Below are 20,944 nucleotides of genomic sequence, written 5' to 3' on the forward strand. Positions count from 1 at the left end.
GTGGCAGCCTGGCAGGCCCTGGCTCGCCCCCCGCCCGGCGAGGTGGCGTGCGTGAGCTCCATGATCTCCCCGACGCAGGCTGCCGAACAAGGGCATCTTTTTGCCGAGGGAAGGCTTTTGCCACCTCAACCCGCGCTAGTCGGTGTTGCCTGGCACATCAGTACGAAAAGCGACAACGGTGGCGGAAACTGCGTGGAGGCCGGGCCGTTGGCTGACGGCAGTGGGCTGACGGCAGTGGGCGGGTGGCGGTGCGGCACAGTCATCGGCCTGATGGTGAGGTGATCGTCTATACCCGCGCCGAGTGGGAGGCGTTCATCGGCGGCGTCAAGGACGGGGAGTTCGACTTCTCCGGCTGAGACGTGATGCCTCCGCCTCGTCTGTCAGGACCGGCCCGTCGGTTACTCGGTGTCCGACAGGTAGATGGGGCGTCGGTCGCGTAGGGCGAGGCGGGCGGTGCGCAGGCGGGTGGCGGCGCTCTCCGGAAGGAGGGTGGCGGCGGTATCCCACGGGAGGAACGCCGCCTCGTCAAGCTCCTCAACCTGCAACCTGATCTGGCCGAGGTCATTCAGGACGCCGCCGTCGAACATGAAGGTGATCAGTGGGCGGGGGCGTTCCCCCGACGGCGGGCTCCAGTGGACCACGAGGAGATCGCCCACCTCGGCGGACACGCCGAGTTCCTCGGCCACCTCCCGCATCGCGGCGTGATGGGGCGCCTCACCGTCCTCCACGACCCCGCCGGGGAAGCCCCAGCCCGGCCGGTAGTTGGGCTTGACCAGCAGAACCCGGTCCTCACCGTCGGTGAGCAGCAGGCAGGCGGAGATGAACACGCTGGGCAGAGTGGCGTACCAGGCGGCGGGCTCGATGTAGGTATTGCTCACCCCCGCCACGTTACCGCCGCGAGTCGTCCGCCGTGGGCAAGGCCCGCCAGGCCGTCTGTCGGCCTTGATGAGATTCCTCAGATGCGCCTCGCTCGTCCAGCCGGCCAGGCTCGACTCTCCCCGGTACGCCGACTCGACCAGAGACAGTACGGGGAGAACGTCCGCGAACGTGGCGGTACGGAAGGTTGGCCGCGTGGTCCGCGAAGGGCTGTCCGTCATGTTCAGCGAGGGTACTGCCGGGTTCAACCGGCGGGTGATCAACTGGGCGGCCACGACTCCGGTGGCGGTGATGGTGATCGCGCTCGCCGGTGGGGTCGTCACCCACGTTCTCGCACCCCAGGGGATCTTCCCGTTCGCGGGCCTGGTCGCGATCGGCTCGCTGGCCGCCGCCCGGTCGCCCCGGGTGTCGCTGCCCGCGCTCGCGGCGCTGCTCGGTCTCACCGCGCTGAACTTCCTCACCGGCCCCGCCGAGGACACGCGGTTCGCGATGGCGTCCCCGGTCATCGCCTGGGCGCTCGGCGAGGTCGTACGCAACCGACGGGTGGCGATCGACCAGGAGTTGCGCCGGGTGGTCAGCGAGGAGCAGGCGCGGATCACGCGCGAGCTGCACGACGTGATCGCGCACAGTGTCTCGGTCATCGTCGTGCAGGCCGCCGCCGTCGACGTCTTCGACGAGCGCCCGGACCAGGCGCGCGCCGCGCTGCGCTCGATCGAGTCGGCGGGGCGCGAGGCGCTCGGGGAGCTGCGCCGCCTGCTGGCCGTGGTACGGCCTGGTACGGTCCAGGCCGTCGTACTGGCGTACGACGTGGGGCTCGTACGACCGCGCTCCACCTGAAGGGGGAGATGCGCGGCCGGATTCGGTCCGAGGGAGGTGCGCCGGGCTCCGGTCGAGGGGGCGCTCCGCTGCGTTCTTCGTCCGTCCCGAGGACTGGTGGGGGGTCACCGCGGGCGTCGCGCTGATCGCGTATCCGCGGCAATCGGATCTGATTCCAGAATCAGACTCCCCGAGTTCGCCACGATCCAAGCCTTAAAGGAAAATTAATCCTTTCGTAGTCTTGCCGACGTCATCGCGACGCCTGATTCGTTCTTTTGAATCGAAATGAGAAAGCCGAAAAGATTATCACAGAAAACAACGATGTCAAGCTGTTGATCGTTTCCGTGAAGTGTGATCGACTCGGCATTCAGATCCCCACGAAACGAGGCCTCCGGTGCGATTACCTAAACTTCCGATGCTGCTGCTCGCCCTCGCGCTCGCGGTCAGCAATACGGCCACCTCGGCGTATGCGCTCACGCTCTCGTCGGACGATCCGCCAAAGCCCGGCGAGCAGATCGAGAAGGAGCCGTTCAGCTACCTCTCGCCCGAGACGAAGAAAAGAATGGATGTACAGGAACCACTCCGGCGGGCAGCCAAGCCGATCATGGACGCCGTGCTTTCCGACACGAAAGACCTGGGATTCGCCGGGCTCAAGCTGGAAGACGGCTTCGTTCAGGTCTGGTGGAAGGGCGATGTTCCCGCTCACATAGATCCGGTTCTTGCCGAGGCGCGTCTGAACGCTCCGGTGAAGGTGGATTCGGCTCGATTCTCACGGGAGGAGCTCAGGGGAACTGCGGCGGCGATAAGGAAAGACTTGGCCGACAACCCTCGCGGGCCACTTCATGCTGTCGGTATAGAGTCCGACGGCAGCGGGGTCTACGTCGAGGCCGAGACCTCGCGAGCCAAAAGGGATCTCGGTAAGACATACGACTCGCTTGGCTCTTCCGTGCCCATTGAGGTCAAGATCGTCGAGCGAGCGGTTCCCAGCGGGCGCATGAACGACACCGCGCCATTCTATGGAGGAATGCGTATTGTAAGCGACGACGGTCCGATCTGCACCGCGGGATGGCCGGTGGCGGCGACGAGCAATCCCGGCTTTCAATACCTGCTTACCGCGGGTCACTGCACCGGTATGTATACAAACTGGCAAAACGGCAATCGCTCCGTGAACATCGGCCAAACGGTCCTCGAAAGAGCCGACCATGACCTGGCGCTGATTCATGCTCCGAACGGCGTGGGAAGGCACATGTGGGACGGCGGAGTGCCGGGAGGGTGGAACACCTCAGCCGAGTTCACGAAGCGTATCGTAGGCTGGGACCACGTGTACGAAGGACAGTGGCTCTGCCAGTCCGGGCAGACGAGCGGCGCGGTCTGTAACTTCGAGGTCGTGACCAGCGGCGATTATGCCTACTGTGGTAACGACGCATACGGTAACTACGAGTGCTACTACGGCCTGTTCCGCGCCAATCAGATCTACGGGCAAGGGGCGCGCTCCGGCGACAGCGGGGGGCCGGTTTTCTACCCGGACACGGCCGGGCAGGTTCATCCGGTCGGCGTGACATCTGGATCGAGCTCGAGCAGCATGATATTCCAGGATATATACACCGCGCTGGTGGACTTCCCGATACAGATGCGAACCTACTGACGGTCCGAGGGTGTGTGTGACCGGGAGTGAAACTCCGCCGGAAGCGGTGATTTCACGGCATTTCAACCGGCACAGGATTACCGTGCTGATCGACAACGACCCTTCCCTCCAGTGGTCGATCGATTCGTACGGTTCCGCTCCTCAGCATCGCGAAAGCCGGCCGATCACAGCCGGAGTCCGCGGCACTTGATTCACCGGTAAAGATCACCACGGTGGACTGGAGTTGACCGGCTTCGAAATGATCGCCACCCGTTGAGCCGTCGCAGGGATTCGGGTCGGCGATCATTTCGAAGGAAAGCGAAGTTTTCGACGCGTCCAGAGACACGCTGTTAATCGTCGCCGACCGCCTTATTTTACCTAGGCGCCAAAACGCGTCAGGTGTCACCGCCGGCCAGCTTACCGACCCTCCATCGTCCGTGTAGAAGCTCCATGAGGGAAGTGACAGCGACCCTCTGTCCGTCATCCACTCCAATTGATTCAGACGTGCTTTGACGACAGTCATTAAATTAGTCTCGCCGGGTAACTGTCGAAGCTGTACAGAAAGATAATCGAAAGCATCTGCTGCTGATATCTGAGTAAGGCTTACCCTGCCTCCATGGAGTAGGATCTCCTGGCTTTCCGGCGGGTCGTCGGACAGTTTTTTCCGCAAAGTGAACTGCGTTCCCGGCTTAGCGTTTCCCAAGGATTTGGGGAGATCTTCAATAATGACTATCGGACGTGGATCGCGTGCGTACGGAAACTCGCGCCATTGATCCACTGCCGCGCGAGAATCACCGCCCACTCCCGCCTGCCCGGCACAGGCCGACACGAACATAATCGCGGAGCACAACAGGATCATTTTTTTGGTGGTATGAATGTCGCCCATGCCCGGAACGCTACTTCATGGTAAGGTATCGCGCCAGTGCCGGATAAGCGGCGACGTATATCGCAGGGCACGCATGATGTCCTGCGACAGGTACTGCATTCGTAGATCATGGAATGGGTGCCGGGTGTAGCCCGTTGACCAGGGATGACGGATACCATCACCTATGATCGGATCGTGGCTTGGGAGGAAGATCTTCGCGAGTTGAGTGAGGAGATCGCCGGGCCGTTGTTCACCCGTCCGGAGCCGAGGGCGACGTTCGCGGATCTGGTGCGCGGCCTGCTGGCCGATGTGGCTCGTAAGAACTCCTGGCAGCTGGCTGATCATGTCGGGCATGGCACGGCGTATCGGATCGAGTGGCTGTTGAACGGCGCCAAGTGGGACGCCGCCGACGCCGACTACGGCCGCGACCCGGACCTGCGGGAGTTCTGTCATCGGCGCGAGGTCGCCTACGCGCTGGCGGTGCCGGTCGATCTTCCCCTGGTCGAGGTACGCGGACAGGCCGAATGCGCGGGTCATGTCCTGGATCGTCGGTGGCCACGATGAACGTCCATGCTCGCCTGCCGTTGAGGGCGCCGTGATGAGATTCCGTGTTCTCGGTGCGCTCACCCTCCTTCTCGTGGCCGGCCGGACCGTACGCGGGGCAGGCCCGAGTAACCCCAAAACCCACATCTGACGGGGTCTCCACAGGCCGAGGGCGTGGCTGTCAGTCGACAGGTGGGGCTGCACGTAGCACCTGGCGTCGACGCGTTCCATGCCGCGTTCGGTCGGTGCTGACATGGCGGTCTCCTCTGTCGTGGATGCGGCCGAGGTCGGCCGCTCGCGGGCTGGTGGTGGCCCTGCGGCGGACCGGCTCAGCTACCCACCGCCACCGGCTTGGCGGCGCCGCGGAGCGGGACCTGGCGAATGAACAGGGCGACGACGATGCCGATGGCGGCCACGGCCGCGCCCCAGGTGAAGAGCACGGTGACGCCGTCGGTGACGGCCTGCTGGAACAGGTGCCTGGCCGCTTCGGGCAGGGCTCGCAGCGCTTGGGGGGTCATCGAGGTGGCGGAGGCGGCCACCCCCTGCGTCGCGGTCCCGCCACCTGTCAGGGAGTCGGTCAGTTGGCTGGCGTAGACGGCGCCGAGCAGGGAGACGCCGAGCGAACTGCCCATGTTGCGCAGGAAGGTCGATACCCCTGTGCCCGCGCCCATGTCACGCAGGTCGAGGCTGTTTTGGGCGATCAAGGTGCTGGTCTGCATCATCGCGCCCATCCCGGCGCCCAGGAGCACCATGTAGATGCCGGAGGTGAACGTGGAGGTGCCGAGGTCCATGGTGGCGAACAGTGCCAGGCCGGCGGTGACCAGGATGGCACCGATGATCGGCAACGATTTGTAGTGCCCGGTCTTGCTGATCAGCACGCCACCGCTCAGGCTGACGACCATCGCGGCGATCATCATCGGCATCAGAGCCAGGCCGCTGTTGGTGGCCGAGGAGCCTTGGACGAACTGCTGGAACTGTGGCAGGAAGCTAATGGCGCCGAACATCGCGAAGCCCGAGATGAAGGCGACCACGCCGGACAGCGTGAAGTTGAGGCTCTTGAAGACCCGCAGCGGCATGATCGGCTCGGCCACTCGCCGCTGGACGAAGACGAAGGCGATGAACGCGACGATTGCCAGCGCCGCCAGGCCGAGGATCTGTGCCGAGCCCCAGTCGTACTGGGTGCCGCCCCAGCTGGTGATGAGCACCAGCGCGGTGATCCACACGGTCAGCAGGGCGGTGCCCCACCAGTCGATCACGGCCTTGCCGCTGCCCTTGGGCAGCTTGGCGAGCGTGATCCAGCACAGGGCCAGGGTGACGACGCCGAGGGGCACGTTGACGTAGAAGGCCCAGCGCCAGCTGAGGTTGTCGGTGATGAAGCCGCCGATGAGCGGGCCGCCGATCATCGCGACCGGCATGACGGCCATCATCACGCCCTGGTACTTGCTGCGGTCCCGCGGCGGGATCATCTCCCCGATGATCGACAGCACGCCGACCATCAGACCGCCCGCGCCCAGGCCCTGGACCGCGCGGAAGCCGATCAGCTGCGCCATGTCCTGGGACACGCCGCACAGCATCGAACCGATCAGGAAGATCGCCACAGCAGCGACAAAGGTGATGCGCCGGCCGTACAGGTCGCCGAGTTTGCCCCAGATCGGCGTGGACACGGTGGAGGCCAGGACGTAGCCGGTGGCCACCCATGCCAGGTGGTTCAGGCCGCCCAGCTCGCCGACGATCGTCGGCAGCGCCGGAGCGACGATCATGTTGTCCAGCATCGCCAGCAGCATGGCGATGACCAGGCCGCTCATTGTGACCAGGATCTGGCGGTGGCTGAACCCCAGCCCGGCCTCCTTTTCTGCCGCAGGGGGACTGTCCGCGCCTTTCGCGCTGTCCTTCTCCACCACTGTTTTCCCTCCAGGTTCCAACAACTTACCGGTCGGTCGGTAAATTTACTTGCTAACCGGCCGGTAAGCAAATGGGGGAGAAGCGATAGACTCCAGGGGCAGTGCGGCGTTCCCGGGACACGGTCCAGCCGGATGACGAGAGCTGGGCACACCGCGACCGCGGGTGCCGGCGGCACCATGTCGGCGACTCCCGGCGGCTCCCGGAGCGTGCGGCATCGGATCAAGGGCGAAGGCGGAACGGGTGACGGGTACGCGGCGCAAGGGCAGCGACAGACGGGCCGAGATCCAGGAGGTCGCGTTGGCCCTGTTCACCGAGCATGGCTACGACGCCACGTCGATGCGCGAAGTCGCCGAGCAACTCGGTATCACCAAGGCCGCGCTCTACTATCACTTCGAGAGCAAAGAGGCGATCATCCTCAGCCTCTTCGAGGAGCACCTGCGCACGCTCGACGAACTCCTCGACTGGGCCGCCGAGCAGCCGCACTCTCCGGAACTGGCTTCCGAACTCCTCGGCAGATGGCTCACCCTGGCCGCCGCTCGGGGGCTGCGGACCATGCGTTTCACGGCCGCCAACCAGACCGCGCTGCGCACGGCCCTGCCTTCGAGGCAGGGCGGCGCACTGCAGCGCCTTGAGAAGGCCGTCTCGATCATGTTGGGGCCGGGTGCACCCCTCCAGGACCGCCTGCGTATCCGGATGGCCCTGCTCAGCGTGCACAGCACCGTAATGGCCGCCCAGGGCACCGAGGCCGACGACGCCGACATCCTCACCGCCGCGATGCAGGCGGCAACGCTACTGGTCGAGGGCCTGCTTCCCGCCCCGAAGCTTCCGGCCGTCGGACGATGACGGATGCGACCGGCAACCGTGCCGAACCCTGCCCGGCGGTTTCGCCGGCGGGCGCGGGGAGAACTGGAATGACCGGCCTGGTGGTCTCCCTGGCGGTCTCCGCCATCGCGGGAGGTGGCCCGGGTCAGGCCGTGGTGAGGGAGCGGTCGCGGTTGACGAGGGCGGCGTAGGGGCCGCCGGCGGCGAGGAGGTCGTCGTGGCTGCCGCGTTCGACGATGCGGCCCCGGTCGAGGACCACGATCTGGTCGGCGTCGCGGATCGTCGACAGGCGGTGGGCGATCGTGATGGTGGTACGGCCGCGAGACAGGGTGTCCAGCGCCTCCTGGACGGCGCGCTCGGTCTGAGTGTCGAGGGCGCTGGTGGCCTCGTCGAGGACCAGTACGGGCGGGTCGCGCAGCAGCGTCCTGGCGATGGCCAGGCGCTGCTTCTCGCCGCCGGAGAAGCGGTAGCCGCGTTCGCCGACCACGGTCTCGTACCCCTCGGGCAGCGCGGCGATGTGGTCGTGGATCCGGGCGGCCCGGGCGGCGGCGACGATCTCCTCGTCGGTGGCCGAGGGGTTGGCGAAGCGCAGGTTGTCGGCGATCGAGGAGTGGAACAGGTAGGTCTCCTGGGAGACCACGCCGACCGTCTCGGCCAGGGCCTCGAAGGTCAGCTCGCGCACGTCCACCCCGTCGATGGTGATCCGCCCGCCGGTCACGTCGTACAGACGGGGCAGCAGGTAGCTCAGCGTGGTCTTGCCCGAGCCGGTCTCGCCGACCACGGCCAGGGTCGTGCCCGCGGGGACGGTGAGGTCGATGTCCGACAGGGTCGGGGTCTCGCCGTAGGAGAAGTCGACGTGCTCGAAGCGGATCTCGCCGCGTACGGTCTGCGGTGTGTGGGTGCCGGGGTGGATGTCCACGGCCAGGTCCAGGTACTCGAAGATCCGGGCGAACAGCGCCAGGGAGCTCTGCACGTCGACGCCGAGCCGGAGCAGCGACACCGAGGGGCGGAACAGGTTCAGCTGGAGGGTGGTGAAGGCGACGACGGTGCCGATGGAGATCGCCGAGGTCAGTCCGGTGGCCCAGTAGATCATCGCGGGCATGGCCGCCATGATGATCTGGATGGTGGACTGCCGCCAGCGCCCGGCCATGCTGGAGCGGAGCTCCAGGACGGCCAGCTCGTCCGAGGCGGCGGAGAACCGGCTGGCGAGCTCGGGGCCCTGGCCCATCGTCCGGCCCAGCAGGATGCCGCTGATCGACAGCGACTCCTGGATCATCGACGACATGGCGGCCATCTTCCGCTGCCGTTCGGAGGTGATCCTCCTGCGCTCCCGGCCGACTCGGCGGCTGATGCCGACGAAGAGCGGGAGCAGCAGCAGCGACACCACGGTCAGCCGCCAGTCCAGCACGAGCATCGCGATGACCGTCGCGATCACGGTGGTCAGGTTGGAGACGATCGCGGCGGCGGTGGAGGTGACCACCAGTTGCATGCCGCCGATGTCGCCGGCGATGCGCGACTGCACCTCGCCGGTCCTGGTGCGGGTGAAGAAGGCCATGGACATGCGCTGCAGGTGGCCGTAGACGGCGGTGCGCAGATCGTGCATGACGCGCTGGCCGACTCCGTTGGAGATCAGCATCTGGATGACGTCGAGCACGCTGGTGACGACGGCGACCGCGACCATGCCGAGTACGAGCAGCGTCAGCAGGCCGGTCCTGCCGTGCGGGATGGCGTCGTCGAGCACCGCACGGAGCATGAACGGCGAGGACAGCGAGACGAGCGAGGACAGTCCGATGAGGGCGCCCACGACGACCAGCCGGCCCCGGTAGGGGTGGAACAGGCCGACGACGCGCCGCAGGGGCGCGCGGGGCTCGTCGCTCGTGGGGGGTACTTCGTCTTCGAGGGGGGCTTCGTTCGCGCGGGGATCGTCGGTCATACGAGGTGTTTCGTGCCGTTCGGCACTCCCGGTCTGTTCCGCCATGGAGCTCCTTTCTGATGTTTGCTCAAACAGAGGCTACCTCACATTCATTCCGGGTGGCACTGGGATAGGTTCGGCGCTGTGGAGACGGAACTGGCCGATCTGGTGCACGGTGTCGGCCATCGACTACGCCGGGGATACGGCGAGCGGCTCGGCCCGCTCGGCCTGAGCCCCGGCCAGGCGCGGGCGCTTCGGGTGATCGTCGACTCCGAGCCGCCGCTCAAGATGGTGCAGCTCGCCGAGAGGCTGCGGATCGTGCCGCGCTCGGTGACCCCGGTGATCGACGCGCTGGAGGAGGCCGGTCTGGTCCGCCGCGAGGTCGATCCGGCCAACCGCCGCTCCACCCTGCTCGTGGTGACCGGCGAGGGTCGCGAGCTGTACGAGCAGGTACGTGAGGCGCGCAGGCAGGTGGCCGAGGAACTGTTCTCGGTGCTCACCGCTGAGCAGCGAGACCAGCTCAGGGAACTGCTGGGCGCGGTCGACGCGCAGCTCGCCTAGTGTGCCGCCCGGGAATCCTCACCGGCTTCCCGGATGATCCGAGCCGAGGCCGTCTCCGTGACCTCGGCTGTCGGACCCGGAGAGCGTGGGCAAATTTAATGTTTAACCAGCGTCCACGCAGACGCTTCAACTCCGATTAACTTCGAATTAACTTCAAATTAACTTCGAAGACCCCGAAAATTCGGAGCAATTTTGCTACCCTGGCCCGGGAGGTGTCGCGGATGACGCGTCAAGCCCACGGAGTCGGCGCCGATGAGGCGAGGTTCGGAACTGTGCTGAGGGCCGCGTCGGTATTTTGGCGCGCGGGCTGCTGGTTCCGTGCCACCTGCGTGGCCGGAATGCGGACAGTCGTGTTGACCGTGTATCCCGACAAACTGTTGCGTGCTACCATGCGTTTGATCGGAGCCAGTGCCGCTGTCGCCACTAAGAGGCTTAGATCATTCCGGACAGCGGAATCTGCGGCCGCGGGCTACGCAACCGACTGAAGTTCTATGTATTCGTCGAGGACTTCGTTTGGCGTCCGGTAACCAACAGATGAGTGAAGTCGGCACCGATTGTAGAAGCCCTCGATGTAACGAACCGCAGCTCGGCGAGCTTTGGCCTGAAGGGCCGCACCTGCGCCGGCAGCAGGCCCAGCTCGCGCATCAGCACCCGCACCAGCTCAGCCGAGCAACGCTCACCCCGGCGCAGCAATTCGGCATGGACGCGCCGGTAGCCGTACACCTCCTCGTGCTCGTAGAAGATGCCCGAGACCAGGTCCTGGAGGAGGTCGCGACGCTGTGCGGTCGCCGAGGCGGGCCGGTCGCGCCACTCGTAATACCCCGAGCGGGACACCTCCAGCCAGTCGCACATTTTCACAATCTTGTGGTTGGCCTTCTCCGCGTCGATCAACTCGAACTTCGCGGTCACCGATTGTTCTCGGCCGCGAAGAAGGCCGCGGCTTTTTTCAGAGAGGAAAGCTTCTCTCGGAGCTCGGAGTTTTCTCGCTCAAGTTCACCCAGCAGGGCGCGCTCGGGGCCGCTGAGGGAGTGCGGTTCTTCTTCCGCGCGTGTCCGCTTGTAGGTGTTCACCCAGTTGCCGAGCGTGGTGTCGTGGACGCCGAACTCTCTGGCGACCTCGGCGATCGTACGGGGGCCATCGAGGACCATGCGCACAGCCTTGTCCTTGAACTCCTGACTGAACCTACGCCTGGAACCTTTCGGCATGTTTCTATCTTCTTCGGACTATTACCAGCCTAGCGAGTGGTCTATCCGGAATCTTTGGGGCACCTCAATCCGAGGCCGCCTGACGATCCACGAACAGGACGCCGGGATGGCGCGAGATCCGCGAATTACCGATGTATCTAAGGAAATTCTTAGTTCCAAATGGGTGATTATCCAGCGAAAGTGTGGTGCCCAAACCAAACCCCAGGAGGCTCGGATGGACCATAGTGAAGTGCCAGCACTGGGCGCACGCGGATGCCTGGGCCAGTTGAACCCGTTGATCCGCCGGCTGCGGGACACCGGCCCCATCGTCCGGGTGCGTACCCCGGTCGGCGATGAAGCGTGGCTGGTGACCCGGCTCGCCGAGCTCAAGCAGCTCCTGCTCGACGACCGACTCGGGACCACCCACCCGGACCCGCCGAACAGGGCGCGGTACCTGGACAACCCGATGTTGGATCTGATCGTGTCGGACCAGGATCCGGCTGACGCGCGTCGTACGCATCACGCCCTCCGATCGAGTCTCACCCCGTATTTCTCGGCCAAGCGCATAGCCGGCATGCGGTCGCGCGTCGGCGCCGTGGCCGACGAGCATCTCGACGCCATACTTGCCAAGCAGCCGCCGGTAGACATGCACACCGAGTTCTCGCTGCCGTTCTCCTATCAGATCCTGTGTGACCTGCTCGGCGTAGCGGATCCAGCGGAATACCAGGCGGTGCTCGACCGGATCAGCAGCGTGGGGGCGGGACTGGACCAGGTGCAGGAGCTGTTCGGATACCTGGGCGAGGTTGCCGAGCGTAAACGCGTGCAACCGGGCGACGATCTGGCCTCGGCGCTGTGCCAAGCCGGACTCCCCGACGAGTTCGTCGGTGCGTTGCTGGCTTTTGTCACCATGTCGTACCAGGTGACTCCGCACAGCATCAGCGCGGCGATCGGGCTGTTCGCCACGAACCCGGATCAGCACAAGCTGGTGCTCGAAGACCCGGAACTGTTGCCCGGCGCGGTGGAGGAGGCACTGCGGATGAGCAAATTCGCCGAATCCGCGCTGCCCCGGTACGCCAGCGCGGACATCGAGATCGGCGGGGTCACGATCCGCGCCGGCGACCTCGTTCTGTGCGACCACGGCTCGACCGCGTTCGACGACCGGGTGTTCGAAGACCCGGAACGGTTCGACGTCACCCGATCGCCCAACCCCCACCTGGTGTTCAGCCACGGAATGACCTACTGCATCGGCGCCCCACTGGCTCGGCTGGAAATTAGCGAGGTACTCGCCAGGCTTCTGCCCCGGCTGCCCTCCATGCGCCTGGCGATCCCGATCGGCGATATCCCGGTCTCCGGCGAGCTGAGCGAACAGAAGGTCGGTGGCGGCATCGCCCAGCTACCGATCACCTGGGATCTGCCGGTTCCCTCCGCGTACTGATCGCCACCGGTACCTACACCGGTCCGCCAACCCGCCAACCCGCCAACCCGGCCGCGCATCGTGCGGCCGGGCTGCCGCGCCGAGACGTACTAAGGGAATCTTTACTTCCAAAGGGGTGATGATCTAGCGAGAGCGTGGTGCCCAAACAAACCTCGGATGACCATAGCGAAGTGCCGGTCCTGGGCGCATGTGGATGCCGGGCCAGTTGAACCCGTTGATCCGCCGGCTGCGGGACAGCGGCCCCATCGTCCGGGTGCGTACCCCGGTCGGCGATGAAGCGTGGCTGGTGACCCGGCTCGCCGAGCTCAAGCAGCTCCTGCTCGACGACCGGCTTGGGACCACCCACCCGGACCCGCCGAACAGGCCACGGTACCTGGACAACCCGATGTTGGACCTGATCGAGGGGGCCTACCCCTCTGTGCCAAGCTCAAGCGGTCTACGTGGAGAACCTCGCCGTGTCCGGACTCGGCCGCACCCGGCTGGCCACGTCGGTTCACGACGCCGGATGGACATAGTTTATCGGGATGTTGGAGTACAAGGCCGCTCGGTACGGCCGGACGTTCGTCAAGATTGACCGCTGGTTCCCTTCCTCGAAACTGTGCTCGGAGTGCGGCACCCTGCAAGAGTCGATGCCGTTGAACGTCCGCGACTGGGTATGCGCCTGCGGCGCAACCCATGACCGAGACGTCAACGCGGTCATCAACGTGCTGGCCGAAGGACGACGAGTCGTCGCCGCTGGACGGAAACCTGCCGCTGAGATGCGGCAGGAGGCGGGCGAGCGGCGGGCCGCGGTGGACGTCCTGCGCCAGGCCCAGGACATCTACCGCAGCCTCGGCAACCAGGCGGGGATGGGCCGCACCCTGGAACTCCTGCGCCGTACGGAGGGCTGAATGGAGAAAAATGCGGTGCATTTGCGGACGTGGCACATGGACATCGGCAATTACGGAAATAGGTCCTATGTGTTAACTGGCCATACGTAAAGGGGCGTATAAACTTGGCGGCGATGAACGACTTCACGCGTTGGATTGATCTTGAAGGTGCCGTCAACGTACGCGACCTCGGCGGGCTCGCCACGGTGGACGGCGGAACCACACGCTTCGGCCGCATCTACCGGGCCGACAACCTGCAGGGGCTGACCGAGCGGGACATTCAGCTGCTCGTCGCAGACCTGAAGCTCCGCAACGTCGTCGACCTGCGCTCCGGTCCGGAGGTGCGCCTGGAGGGGCCGGGGCCGCTCACCGGGGTGCCGGAGGTGAGCATCCACCACCTCACCCTGTTCGCCGAGGGCGGCAGGTACACCGATGTCGAGGCCGACACCATCGAGGGTGACAGGGTGCTGCCCTGGACGGCGCGGGACGAGGAGGACCTCGCCGAGCTGCGGGTGACCGGCTTCTACTACGCCTACCTCCGGGACCGTCCCGACTCGGTCCTGGCGGCCCTGCGTGCCATGGCCCGCGACGACGGCGCGGCCCTCGTGCACTGCGCGGCGGGCAAGGACCGCACCGGTGTCGTCAGCGCCCTCGCGCTGGAGGTCGCCGGTGCCACCCGTGAGGCGATCGTCGCCGACTACACCGCCACGGGTGACCGCCTGGAGGGCATCCTGGCACGGCTGCGCGCCAGCGCCACCTACCGCGACGACCTCGACGCCCGCCCGGCCGACGATCATCGTCCGAGGCCCGAGTACATCGAGCAGTTCCTGCACATCCTGGACAACCGTTTCGGCGGCCCGCTCGAATGGCTCGCCTCGCACGGCTGGAGCGAGAGCGACTCCGGTCTCCTCCGCGCCCGCCTGCGCGACTGAGGCCCCTTGGCAGGTCGCGCGACCGGCCCGCGCTTCCAGTACGGAGGCGCGGTATCCGGATGCGACCGCCTTGAGCGGTGCGTCGTCAGGTCGTCGTCAGGTCGTCGTCAGGTCGTCGTCAGGTCGTCAGAGGGTGACGACCCGGCGCTCGGCGGCCGAGCGACGGGCCGCCTCCAGCACCGTGAGAGCCTCGACGACCTCCTCGGGGTCGACCGGTGGCGGAGCACCCTCGCGCAGGCAGGCGGCCACCGCCCGGTAGAAGCCGGCGTAGGTGCCGGGTTCGGTGGGGACGACACGGTTGTCGTCGTCGGTGCCAAGGGTGCCCCACCGCTCGGGAGGCTCCGCACCGAAACCGGGAGAGACGGGGGTGAGACCGGCGCGCAACTGCTCCTCCTGCACGTCCAGCCCGTACTTCAGGTAGCCCGCCCGCGAGCCGAGCACCCGGAAGCGGGGGCCGAGCCGGGGCGCGACCGCGCCGGCCCACAGGTGGGAACGGGCCCCGCTCGAATGGGAGAGGGCGATGAAGGTGTCGTCGTCGGCGTTCACCCCCGGGCGCCGCACATCCGACTCGGCGTAGACGTCGACGACCGGACCGAGCAGGCGCAGAACCTGGTCGACCAGGTGGCTGCCGAGGTCGTAGAGCAGCCCGGCGACCTCGTCGGTGCCGCCCGTCTCGCGCCAGCCGCCCTTCGGCACCGGCCGCCAGCGCTCGAATCGCGACTCCAGCCGGGTGACCTCGCCAAGCTCGCCCGCCGAGACCAGCCGCCCGAGCGTCAGGAAGTCGCCGTCCCAGCGCCGGTTCTGGAACACGGTCAGCATCAGGCCCTCCGCGCGCGCCAGCTCCACCAGGCCGCACGCCTGTCCGGCGGTCGCGGCCAGCGGCTTGTCCACCACGACCGGCAGGCCGGCCTTCAGGGCGGCCTCCGCCAGCGGAACGTGTGTGCGGTTGGGGGAGGCGATCACGACCAGGTCGACCGGGTCGGCGCCGTCCCACAGGACGGTGGCGTCGCCGACCACCCGCGCGCCGTACTTCCCCGAGACCTCGGCGGCCCGGCCGGGGTCGCCGGTGACCACCGCGGACAGCCGCATACCGGGGGTCGCGGTGATCAGCGGGGCATGGAAGAACGCCCCCGCCACCCCGTACCCGACGAGGCCGACGCGCAGCTCAGTCACCGCGTTGCTCGTCACGTTCGGCCAGGAACGCCTCGAACTGGGCGGCGAGCTCGTCGCCGGTCGGCATCTCCGTGGACTCGGCCATCAGGCTCTCGTGCTCGGCGCCCGCGGCGAACGCGTCGTACTGCTGTTCCAGGCCGGTGATGGCGGTGGACAGCTCCTGGGAGGCCTCGATCTGTTCGGCGATCTCGGCATCGGTCTTGCCGGCGGCCTCGCGCAGGCCCTCCAGCGGGAACACCAGCCCGGTGCTCTTGGTGACCGACTCCAGCACGGTCACCGCGGCCGAGGGGTATTCGGCCTGGGCCAGGTAGTGCGGAACGTGCACCGCATAGCCGAGGGCGTCGTGCCCCTTGGCGCCGAGCCGGAACTCGATCAGCGCGGTCACGCTGCCGGGCACCTGGACCTTGCCGAAGGTACTGGTCTGGCCGGTGACGAGCTCGGGCCGGCTGGCGTGTCCGGTGACGCCCAGCGGGCGGGTGTGCGGGACGGCCATCGGGATGCCGTGGGCGGTCACCAGCTTGCCGACGTTCAGCCGGTTGACCAGCGTTTCGACGGCGGAGGTGAACAGCTCCCACTCGCGGTCCGGCTCGGGGCCGCTGAGCAGCAGGAACGGCGTGCCCGTGGTGTCGTGGACGAGGCGCAGTGCGAGCTCGGGGCTCTCCACGGCCACCCAGCGGTCGCTGTCGAAGGTCATGGTGGGCCGCCGGGAGCGGTAGTCGAGCAGGCGGTCCACGTCAAAGGTCGCCACGACCTGGTGCTCCAGCTCGTCGAGCAGGTGGGTGACGGCGAGCCGTCCGGCACCGCCCGCGTCCACGAACCCGTCGAAGTGGTAGAGCAGCACCGGATCGGTCAGCTCAGGGACGTCTCCGCTGAGCCGGTAGAGATCCGTCGGGTCGAACACCGTTTTCCAGCCTTTCGTCGGTCGTCTCTTCAGCTCAACCCGCTCCGGGTCCGCTGAATTCCGGCTGCCCTCGGCGATCACAGGCACCCTATCGGGGCACAGTGGGTCACATGCAGCCTGACCCTGAGCTTGAGGAGTTCGCAACCCGTCTGTTCGACCTGGCGATAGGCGGCGAGAGGTGGCGAGACGGAGCAGCTCCGTGCCTACGTCGAGGCCGGGGTTCCGGCCGATCTCACCGACGGCAGGGGCACACGCCGCTGATGCGCGCCGCCTACCACGGCTGCGCGCCGCCTACCACGGCCACGCCGGAACGCCCTCGGCGACGGACGCGGCCCGGATGTTCGGCCAGGACGAATACCTGAAATGGTTTGGGCATTAAGTCGGAAATTGCGATATCCAGGTGTTTACCGATGTATAGGAAAACTGTCGCCCTTCAGTCATCCTTGGAGGGTGGGAACTACTACTACGCGTAGGTCAGGCCTACCACTTCGCGTCCCCCCGTTACCCTGCCCCTTCCCCAGCGAGGTCAGCCCCCATGTCGAAAGGGTCAACACCGAGACCCTCGACTGGCTGGTGGACACGGGCATCCTGGAGGACGCCGAGACCGTGGAGCGCTACCGGCAGGCGAAGTACGGCTGGCTGGGGGCTCGTACGTATCCCTACGCCGAGCACCACACGCTCCGGCTGGTGACCGACTGGTGTGTGTGGCTGTTCGCCTTCGACGACGCCTTCTGTGAGTCGGGCCGCGGCGCCGGCGAGCTGACCCGCGCCCTGCCCCGGCTGTTCACCGTCCTCGACGACCTGGAGGCCGGGCAGGAGGTCGACGACGTCTTCGCCAGGACGCTCCTGGAGATCAAGGGCAGGATCTCCGCCTACGGGGACGACGACCAGCTCGACCGCTGGCGCTCCGTTACCAAGGACTACCTCTTCGCCCAGGTGTGGGAGGCCGCCAACTGCGAGGCCGACGTGGTGCCGCAGGTGGACGACTACCTCTTCATGCGGCGGCGCACCGGTGCCATGCTCACGGTCTTCGCCCTCATCGACGTCGCCAGCGGCCGCCCCCTCACCCCGGAGGAGTGGCGCCACCCCGACGTCAAGGCGATCACCGAGAGCGCCAACGACGTCGTCGTCTGGGACAACGACCTCATCTCGTACGCCAAGGAGAGCGACGGCGTCAACTCCCGCAACAACCTGGTGAGCGTGCTCACCAGGCACCGGGGCTACTCCCGGCAGCAGGCGATGGAGGCGATCGGCGCCATGCGCAACCGGGCGATCGCCGACATGGTGGCGCTGCGCCCCTCACTGGAGGCGCTCGGCTCCGAGGCGGTGCTCGCGTACGTGCGCGGCCTGGAGTTCTGGATCAGCGGCAGTGTCGACTACTCGCTGACCAGCTCCCGCTACACGACGGCCTGGCAGCGGGAGGGAGAGTCCGCCGGGTGACTCACCCGGAGAGCGTCTGACCGTCCTCGTGGTCTCCGAGCGCGAGGACGATCAGCTCCTCCAGGTTCAGCCTCCTGCCCCGGGAGAAGGCCTCCTCGTGTGCCTCGTCGCCGAGGAGGCGCCTGCACTCCTTGACGCAGCGGTCGTGCTCGGTGTTGAAGAACGGGGAGCTCATCTGCGGCATCCCGAAGGTCCGCCAGTTGGCCTGCCCGCCGCCCATCAGCAGGGAGGCGAGCACCGGCTGGCCGTCTTCCAGCGCCTGTTTGGCGACCACCTCGATCGCCAGGCCGATGCCGAGCACGTCATGGAAGTAGCGTTTGAGGCGGAGCGCCTCACGGGCGTTCGACGTGGCCTCGGGCGAGCGGCCCATCGCCTGGCACACGCTGGCGAGTGCGTAGATGGCGTACGAGCGCAGCCACAGCTCGCCGCGCTGGGTGCAGACCGCGATGCAGTCGCGCAGCAGCACCTCGGCCTCGGCCGGCTCGTTCTGGATGAGCAGCACCATGGACAGCTCGACGATCGAGGGGAGCAGTCCCGGGTTGAGCTCCCGCCCGCTCTTGTGAAACTCGATCGCCACGCCCAGCAGCGCGCTCGCCTTCTGCAGGTCGTTCTGGAGGAACGCGGCGGTGCCGAGCATCTTGGTGGCCAGGATGACCGCGCCCGAGTCGCCGACCCTGACGGCGTCCGAGCTGCACTGCTCCGCGGCCTCGATGGCACCGCTGATGTTGCCCTGCGCGCTGTTGATGTAGGACAGCACCCAGAGCGCCTTGCACCGCTCGGGGCTCGGCCGGCGCGCCAGCTCCAGGGTCTTCTCCAGATAGAGCCTGCCCTCGCGGGCCAGCCCGCAGGCGACCCACATGAACCACAGGGAGGACAGCAGCTTCAGCCCGGACTGCACCTCGCCGGGGGTGCGCAGGCAGTAGTCGAGCGCGACCCGGATGTTGTCGTGCTCGTGGCGCATCCTGACGTACCAGTAGACCTGGCGGGCGCCCGACCAGGCGTCCTCGCTCCTTGAGGCCAGCTGCAGGTAGTAGTCGCGGTGCTTCTTCCGGACCCTGTCGCTCTCGCCGAGTTTGTCCAGCCACTCCTCGCCGTACTGCCGCAGGGTGTCGATCAGCTGGTAGCGGTGCCCGGACGGCGTGCCGTCGCTCAGCAGGATCGACTTCTCCACCAGGCTGGAGATGAGGTCCATGATGTCCTCTGAGGGGAGATTGTCCCCTGAGCAGACGTAGCGGGCGGCATCGAGCTCGAAGTCTCCCGCGAAGACCGACAGCCGTGCCCACAGGAGCCGCTCGGCCGGCTCGCACAGCTCGTGGCTCCAGCCGATCGCGGCCCGCAGCGTCTGGTGCCTGGGCAGCGCCGTGCGGCTGGCCCCCGCGAGCAGGCTGAACCGGTCGGCCAGCAGGCCGAGGATCTGCTCCACGGACAGCGCGCGCATCCGGACCGCGGCCAGCTCGATGGCGAGCGGGATGCCGTCGAGACGGCGGCAGAGCTCGGACACCGGGCCGATGTTGCCCTCGTCGAGCATGAAGTTGGGCACCACCGCACCGGCCCGCGCGGCGAAGAGCTGCACCGCCTCGTTGGTGAAGACGTCCTCGCCGGGGGAGTCGCCGGGGACGGCCAGCGGCGGGATGGTGACCGTGTGCTCGCCCCTGGCGTTCAGCGACTGGCGGCTGGTCGCCAGGATGGTCAGGCCCCCGGCGTTGCGGAGCAGGTCCTCGAAGAGCGCGGCGCACGCGTCGACCAGATGTTCGCAGGTGTCGATGATCAGGAGGATCTCGCGGTCACCCAGCCACTCGATCAGCGTCTCGTCCGCCGAGCGGGCGGACTGGTCGGCGATCCCGAGGGCCGAGGTGATCGTGTGGCGGACCATCCCCGAGTCCTGGAGGCGGGCCAGGTCGGCGAACCAGACGCCGTCCTTGAACTGGCTGCGCATCAGGTGCGCGATCCGCAGGGCGGTGCGGGACTTGCCGACCCCTCCGATGCCGGTCACCGTGACCAGGCGGTGCTCGCCCAACCGCTGCCTGAGTGTGGTGAGCAACCTGGTGCGCCCCACGAAGCTGGTCAGCTCGTTGGGGAGATTGCCGTCTCGCCGCCATCCTGCTGGCGTTGTCATGGCGCCTCACGGAAGTAGCCGAAACCTGCCCAAGCATCGTACCGTCTGGGCTCTCGCCTGTCCCGGCGTCGCGGCGCCGCGGTGGCTTTCTCGCGTGGGGGAGGAATGACAGGTCACTCGGATGATTAGCATGGGCGTGTGACAGTGCCCGAACCCGATGACCTGCGTCCCGTCGATCTCGCCGACGACGGCCTGCCGATCCTGCCCGATCAGACCGCCGACGACACCGATGTCGGCTGGAGCGAGTGGCGCGAGGCCGACGACGACGCCCGCCTGATGGAGGAGCGCCCGCCGCACTGGGGCTGACCCGCGTTCACGCCCCTCCGCGCCCGGACCCGTCAGGCGCGGAAAGGGACATGTCAGGGCGGCCGCACCCGGGTGAGAAACGCCGATCGGCCGTTCCAGGCCCCCCGCCAGTGCCCCGCCGTCGTGGCGACCATCGGTCCCACACCACCTTAGAGAGTTCAGCCGACGCCGGCTTGGAGAGTTCAGCCGACGCCGCTGACGGGGCTGCAGATCCACAGGACGCCGGCCACCTCGGTGCCGTCGTTGCGCACGTGGTGCGGCGTGCTGCTGCGGAACTCGATGCTGTCGCCGGCCCGTAGCACGTACGTGGCGTCGTCGAGGGTGAGTACGACCTCCCCTGCGGTGACGATGAAGACCTCCTGCGAGTCGCCATGGGTGTACGGCTCGTCGCCGGTGCTCGATCCGGGATCGAACTCGCCGCCGTAGATCTCCAGGTTCCGCAGCGGGCGCTGGGTGATCAGGTATTTGCGCGCGCCGGGCTCGCTGGCCAGCCGGGGATGCTTCTCGAAGCGCACCGCCTGCGGCTTGGGCTGCTGGTCTTCGGCGAACAGGTCGGCCATGCTGACGCCGAGCGCCTCGGCGACGCTGCGCAGCGAGCCGATGCTACTGGCCAACGGGATCACCTCGATCCACACCATCCCGTTCGCCGCCTCCGACGAGGCCGCCC

18 protein-coding genes and 3 pseudogenes are annotated in these 20,944 nt (G+C 67.0%); 11 read left to right on the forward strand and 10 right to left on the reverse strand.

Annotation, left to right across the window (positions count from 1 at the left end; all coding sequences use genetic code 11):
• The first annotated feature begins 117 nt into the window (after positions 1-117).
• A pseudogene (locus OIE13_RS05085) lies at positions 118-356 on the forward strand (DUF397 domain-containing protein).
• Positions 357-398: 42 nt separating this feature from the next.
• On the opposite strand, the gene OIE13_RS05090 reads toward OIE13_RS05085, so the two are convergent.
• Positions 399-878, reverse strand: coding sequence for an NUDIX hydrolase (locus tag OIE13_RS05090; RefSeq protein WP_326642411.1), 480 nt, complete (start codon positions 876-878; stop codon positions 399-401).
• 193 nt (positions 879-1,071) lie between these two features.
• On the opposite strand from OIE13_RS05090, the gene OIE13_RS05095 reads away from it, so the two are divergent.
• A complete protein-coding gene (locus OIE13_RS05095; RefSeq protein WP_326829606.1) occupies positions 1,072-1,713 on the forward strand; it encodes a histidine kinase dimerization/phosphoacceptor domain-containing protein in 642 nt (213 codons plus the stop codon).
• A gap of 394 nt (positions 1,714-2,107) precedes the next feature.
• On the forward strand, positions 2,108-3,337 hold the full coding sequence (locus tag OIE13_RS05100) for a trypsin-like serine protease (RefSeq protein WP_326642407.1): 1,230 nt from the start codon (positions 2,108-2,110) through the stop codon (positions 3,335-3,337).
• Positions 3,338-3,389: 52 nt separating this feature from the next.
• Here the strand turns inward: OIE13_RS05100 and OIE13_RS05105 are convergent, their stop codons facing one another.
• A complete protein-coding gene (locus tag OIE13_RS05105) occupies positions 3,390-4,202 on the reverse strand; it encodes a hypothetical protein (protein WP_326642405.1) in 813 nt (270 codons plus the stop codon).
• Between the two features lie 144 nt (positions 4,203-4,346).
• On the opposite strand from OIE13_RS05105, the pseudogene OIE13_RS05110 reads away from it, so the two are divergent.
• A pseudogene (locus OIE13_RS05110) lies at positions 4,347-4,730 on the forward strand (hypothetical protein); the annotation flags it as partial.
• 323 nt (positions 4,731-5,053) lie between these two features.
• Here OIE13_RS05110 and OIE13_RS05115 read toward each other — a convergent pair.
• Positions 5,054-6,622, reverse strand: a complete 1,569-nt coding sequence (locus OIE13_RS05115) for an MDR family MFS transporter (protein WP_326642401.1) — start codon at positions 6,620-6,622, stop codon at positions 5,054-5,056.
• Positions 6,623-6,866: 244 nt separating this feature from the next.
• Between OIE13_RS05115 and OIE13_RS05120 the strand changes: the two genes are divergently transcribed.
• Entirely contained in the window at positions 6,867-7,469 is a 603-nt protein-coding gene (locus OIE13_RS05120) for a TetR/AcrR family transcriptional regulator (RefSeq protein WP_326642399.1), read from the forward strand.
• 124 nt (positions 7,470-7,593) lie between these two features.
• On the opposite strand, the gene OIE13_RS05125 is transcribed toward OIE13_RS05120, so the two are convergent.
• Positions 7,594-9,426 (reverse strand): ABC transporter ATP-binding protein, encoded by a 1,833-nt coding sequence (locus tag OIE13_RS05125; RefSeq protein ID WP_326829607.1) that lies wholly within the window; start codon positions 9,424-9,426, stop codon positions 7,594-7,596.
• A gap of 78 nt (positions 9,427-9,504) precedes the next feature.
• Here OIE13_RS05125 and OIE13_RS05130 point away from each other — a divergent pair, with 78 nt between their 5' ends.
• On the forward strand, positions 9,505-9,921 hold the full coding sequence (locus OIE13_RS05130; RefSeq protein WP_326642396.1) for a MarR family winged helix-turn-helix transcriptional regulator: 417 nt from the start codon (positions 9,505-9,507) through the stop codon (positions 9,919-9,921).
• 489 nt (positions 9,922-10,410) lie between these two features.
• On the opposite strand, the gene OIE13_RS05135 is transcribed toward OIE13_RS05130, so the two are convergent.
• Complete coding sequence (locus tag OIE13_RS05135; RefSeq protein WP_326642394.1) at positions 10,411-10,830, reverse strand: IS3 family transposase; 420 nt, start codon at positions 10,828-10,830, stop codon at positions 10,411-10,413.
• Positions 10,827-11,126, reverse strand: coding sequence for a transposase (locus OIE13_RS05140; protein ID WP_326642392.1), 300 nt, complete (start codon positions 11,124-11,126; stop codon positions 10,827-10,829). Before OIE13_RS05140 ends, OIE13_RS05135 begins: the two co-directional genes overlap by 4 nt.
• A gap of 106 nt (positions 11,127-11,232) precedes the next feature.
• On the opposite strand from OIE13_RS05140, the gene OIE13_RS05145 reads away from it, so the two are divergent.
• The 3 genes and pseudogenes from OIE13_RS05145 (at position 11,233) to OIE13_RS05155 (ending at position 14,341) form a co-directional block, all read left to right on the forward strand.
• Positions 11,233-12,540, forward strand: a complete 1,308-nt coding sequence (locus OIE13_RS05145) for a cytochrome P450 (protein ID WP_326642390.1) — start codon at positions 11,233-11,235, stop codon at positions 12,538-12,540.
• 428 nt (positions 12,541-12,968) lie between these two features.
• A pseudogene (locus OIE13_RS05150) lies at positions 12,969-13,430 on the forward strand (RNA-guided endonuclease InsQ/TnpB family protein); the annotation flags it as partial.
• Between the two features lie 113 nt (positions 13,431-13,543).
• A complete protein-coding gene (locus OIE13_RS05155; RefSeq protein ID WP_326642388.1) occupies positions 13,544-14,341 on the forward strand; it encodes a tyrosine-protein phosphatase in 798 nt (265 codons plus the stop codon).
• 126 nt (positions 14,342-14,467) lie between these two features.
• Here OIE13_RS05155 and OIE13_RS05160 read toward each other — a convergent pair whose 3' ends face one another.
• Both OIE13_RS05160 and OIE13_RS05165 read right to left on the reverse strand, forming a co-directional pair.
• Positions 14,468-15,514: a Gfo/Idh/MocA family oxidoreductase gene (locus OIE13_RS05160; protein ID WP_326642386.1), complete on the reverse strand. Its 1,047-nt coding sequence runs from the start codon at positions 15,512-15,514 to the stop codon at positions 14,468-14,470.
• Positions 15,507-16,415 carry a proteasome assembly chaperone family protein gene (locus tag OIE13_RS05165; protein ID WP_326642384.1) on the reverse strand — a complete coding sequence of 303 codons (909 nt, stop codon included), beginning with the start codon at positions 16,413-16,415 and terminating at the stop codon, positions 15,507-15,509. The genes OIE13_RS05160 and OIE13_RS05165 overlap by 8 nt, the downstream gene beginning before the upstream one ends.
• Before the next feature lie 363 nt (positions 16,416-16,778).
• On the opposite strand from OIE13_RS05165, the gene OIE13_RS05170 reads away from it, so the two are divergent.
• Positions 16,779-17,855, forward strand: a complete 1,077-nt coding sequence (locus OIE13_RS05170; RefSeq protein ID WP_326642382.1) for a 4-epi-cubebol synthase — start codon at positions 16,779-16,781, stop codon at positions 17,853-17,855.
• A 1-nt stretch (position 17,856) separates the two neighbouring features.
• On the opposite strand, the gene OIE13_RS05175 is transcribed toward OIE13_RS05170, so the two are convergent.
• Positions 17,857-19,971, reverse strand: coding sequence for an ATP-binding protein (locus OIE13_RS05175; RefSeq protein WP_326642380.1), 2,115 nt, complete (start codon positions 19,969-19,971; stop codon positions 17,857-17,859).
• 138 nt (positions 19,972-20,109) lie between these two features.
• On the opposite strand from OIE13_RS05175, the gene OIE13_RS05180 reads away from it, so the two are divergent.
• Positions 20,110-20,277 carry a hypothetical protein gene (locus OIE13_RS05180; RefSeq protein WP_326647127.1) on the forward strand — a complete coding sequence of 56 codons (168 nt, stop codon included), beginning with the start codon at positions 20,110-20,112 and terminating at the stop codon, positions 20,275-20,277.
• A 182-nt stretch (positions 20,278-20,459) separates the two neighbouring features.
• Here the strand turns inward: OIE13_RS05180 and OIE13_RS05185 are convergent, their stop codons facing one another.
• On the reverse strand, positions 20,460-20,891 hold the full coding sequence (locus tag OIE13_RS05185) for a cupin domain-containing protein (RefSeq protein WP_326642379.1): 432 nt from the start codon (positions 20,889-20,891) through the stop codon (positions 20,460-20,462).
• Positions 20,892-20,944 lie beyond the last annotated feature (53 nt).

Origin of the sequence: Streptosporangium sp. NBC_01810, from assembly GCF_035917355.1 — a bacterium.
In the GTDB taxonomy this organism is placed as follows: domain Bacteria; phylum Actinomycetota; class Actinomycetes; order Streptosporangiales; family Streptosporangiaceae; genus Streptosporangium.

Bases quoted from the DNA above. Each gene is read 5' to 3' on its own strand.
- OIE13_RS05100 (WP_326642407.1), top strand. From the start codon at position 2,108: ATGCTGCTGCTCGCCCTCGCGCTCGCGGTCAGCAATACGGCCACCTCG.
- OIE13_RS05105 (WP_326642405.1), bottom strand. From the start codon at position 4,202: ATGGGCGACATTCATACCACCAAAAAAATGATCCTGTTGTGCTCCGCG.
- OIE13_RS05125 (WP_326829607.1), bottom strand. From the start codon at position 9,426: ATGGCGGAACAGACCGGGAGTGCCGAACGGCACGAAACACCTCGTATG.
- OIE13_RS05140 (WP_326642392.1), bottom strand. From the start codon at position 11,126: ATGCCGAAAGGTTCCAGGCGTAGGTTCAGTCAGGAGTTCAAGGACAAG.
- OIE13_RS05145 (WP_326642390.1), top strand. From the start codon at position 11,233: ATGGCGCGAGATCCGCGAATTACCGATGTATCTAAGGAAATTCTTAGT.
- OIE13_RS05155 (WP_326642388.1), top strand. From the start codon at position 13,544: ATGAACGACTTCACGCGTTGGATTGATCTTGAAGGTGCCGTCAACGTA.
- OIE13_RS05170 (WP_326642382.1), top strand. From the start codon at position 16,779: ATGGTTTGGGCATTAAGTCGGAAATTGCGATATCCAGGTGTTTACCGA.
- OIE13_RS05175 (WP_326642380.1), bottom strand. From the start codon at position 19,971: ATGACAACGCCAGCAGGATGGCGGCGAGACGGCAATCTCCCCAACGAG.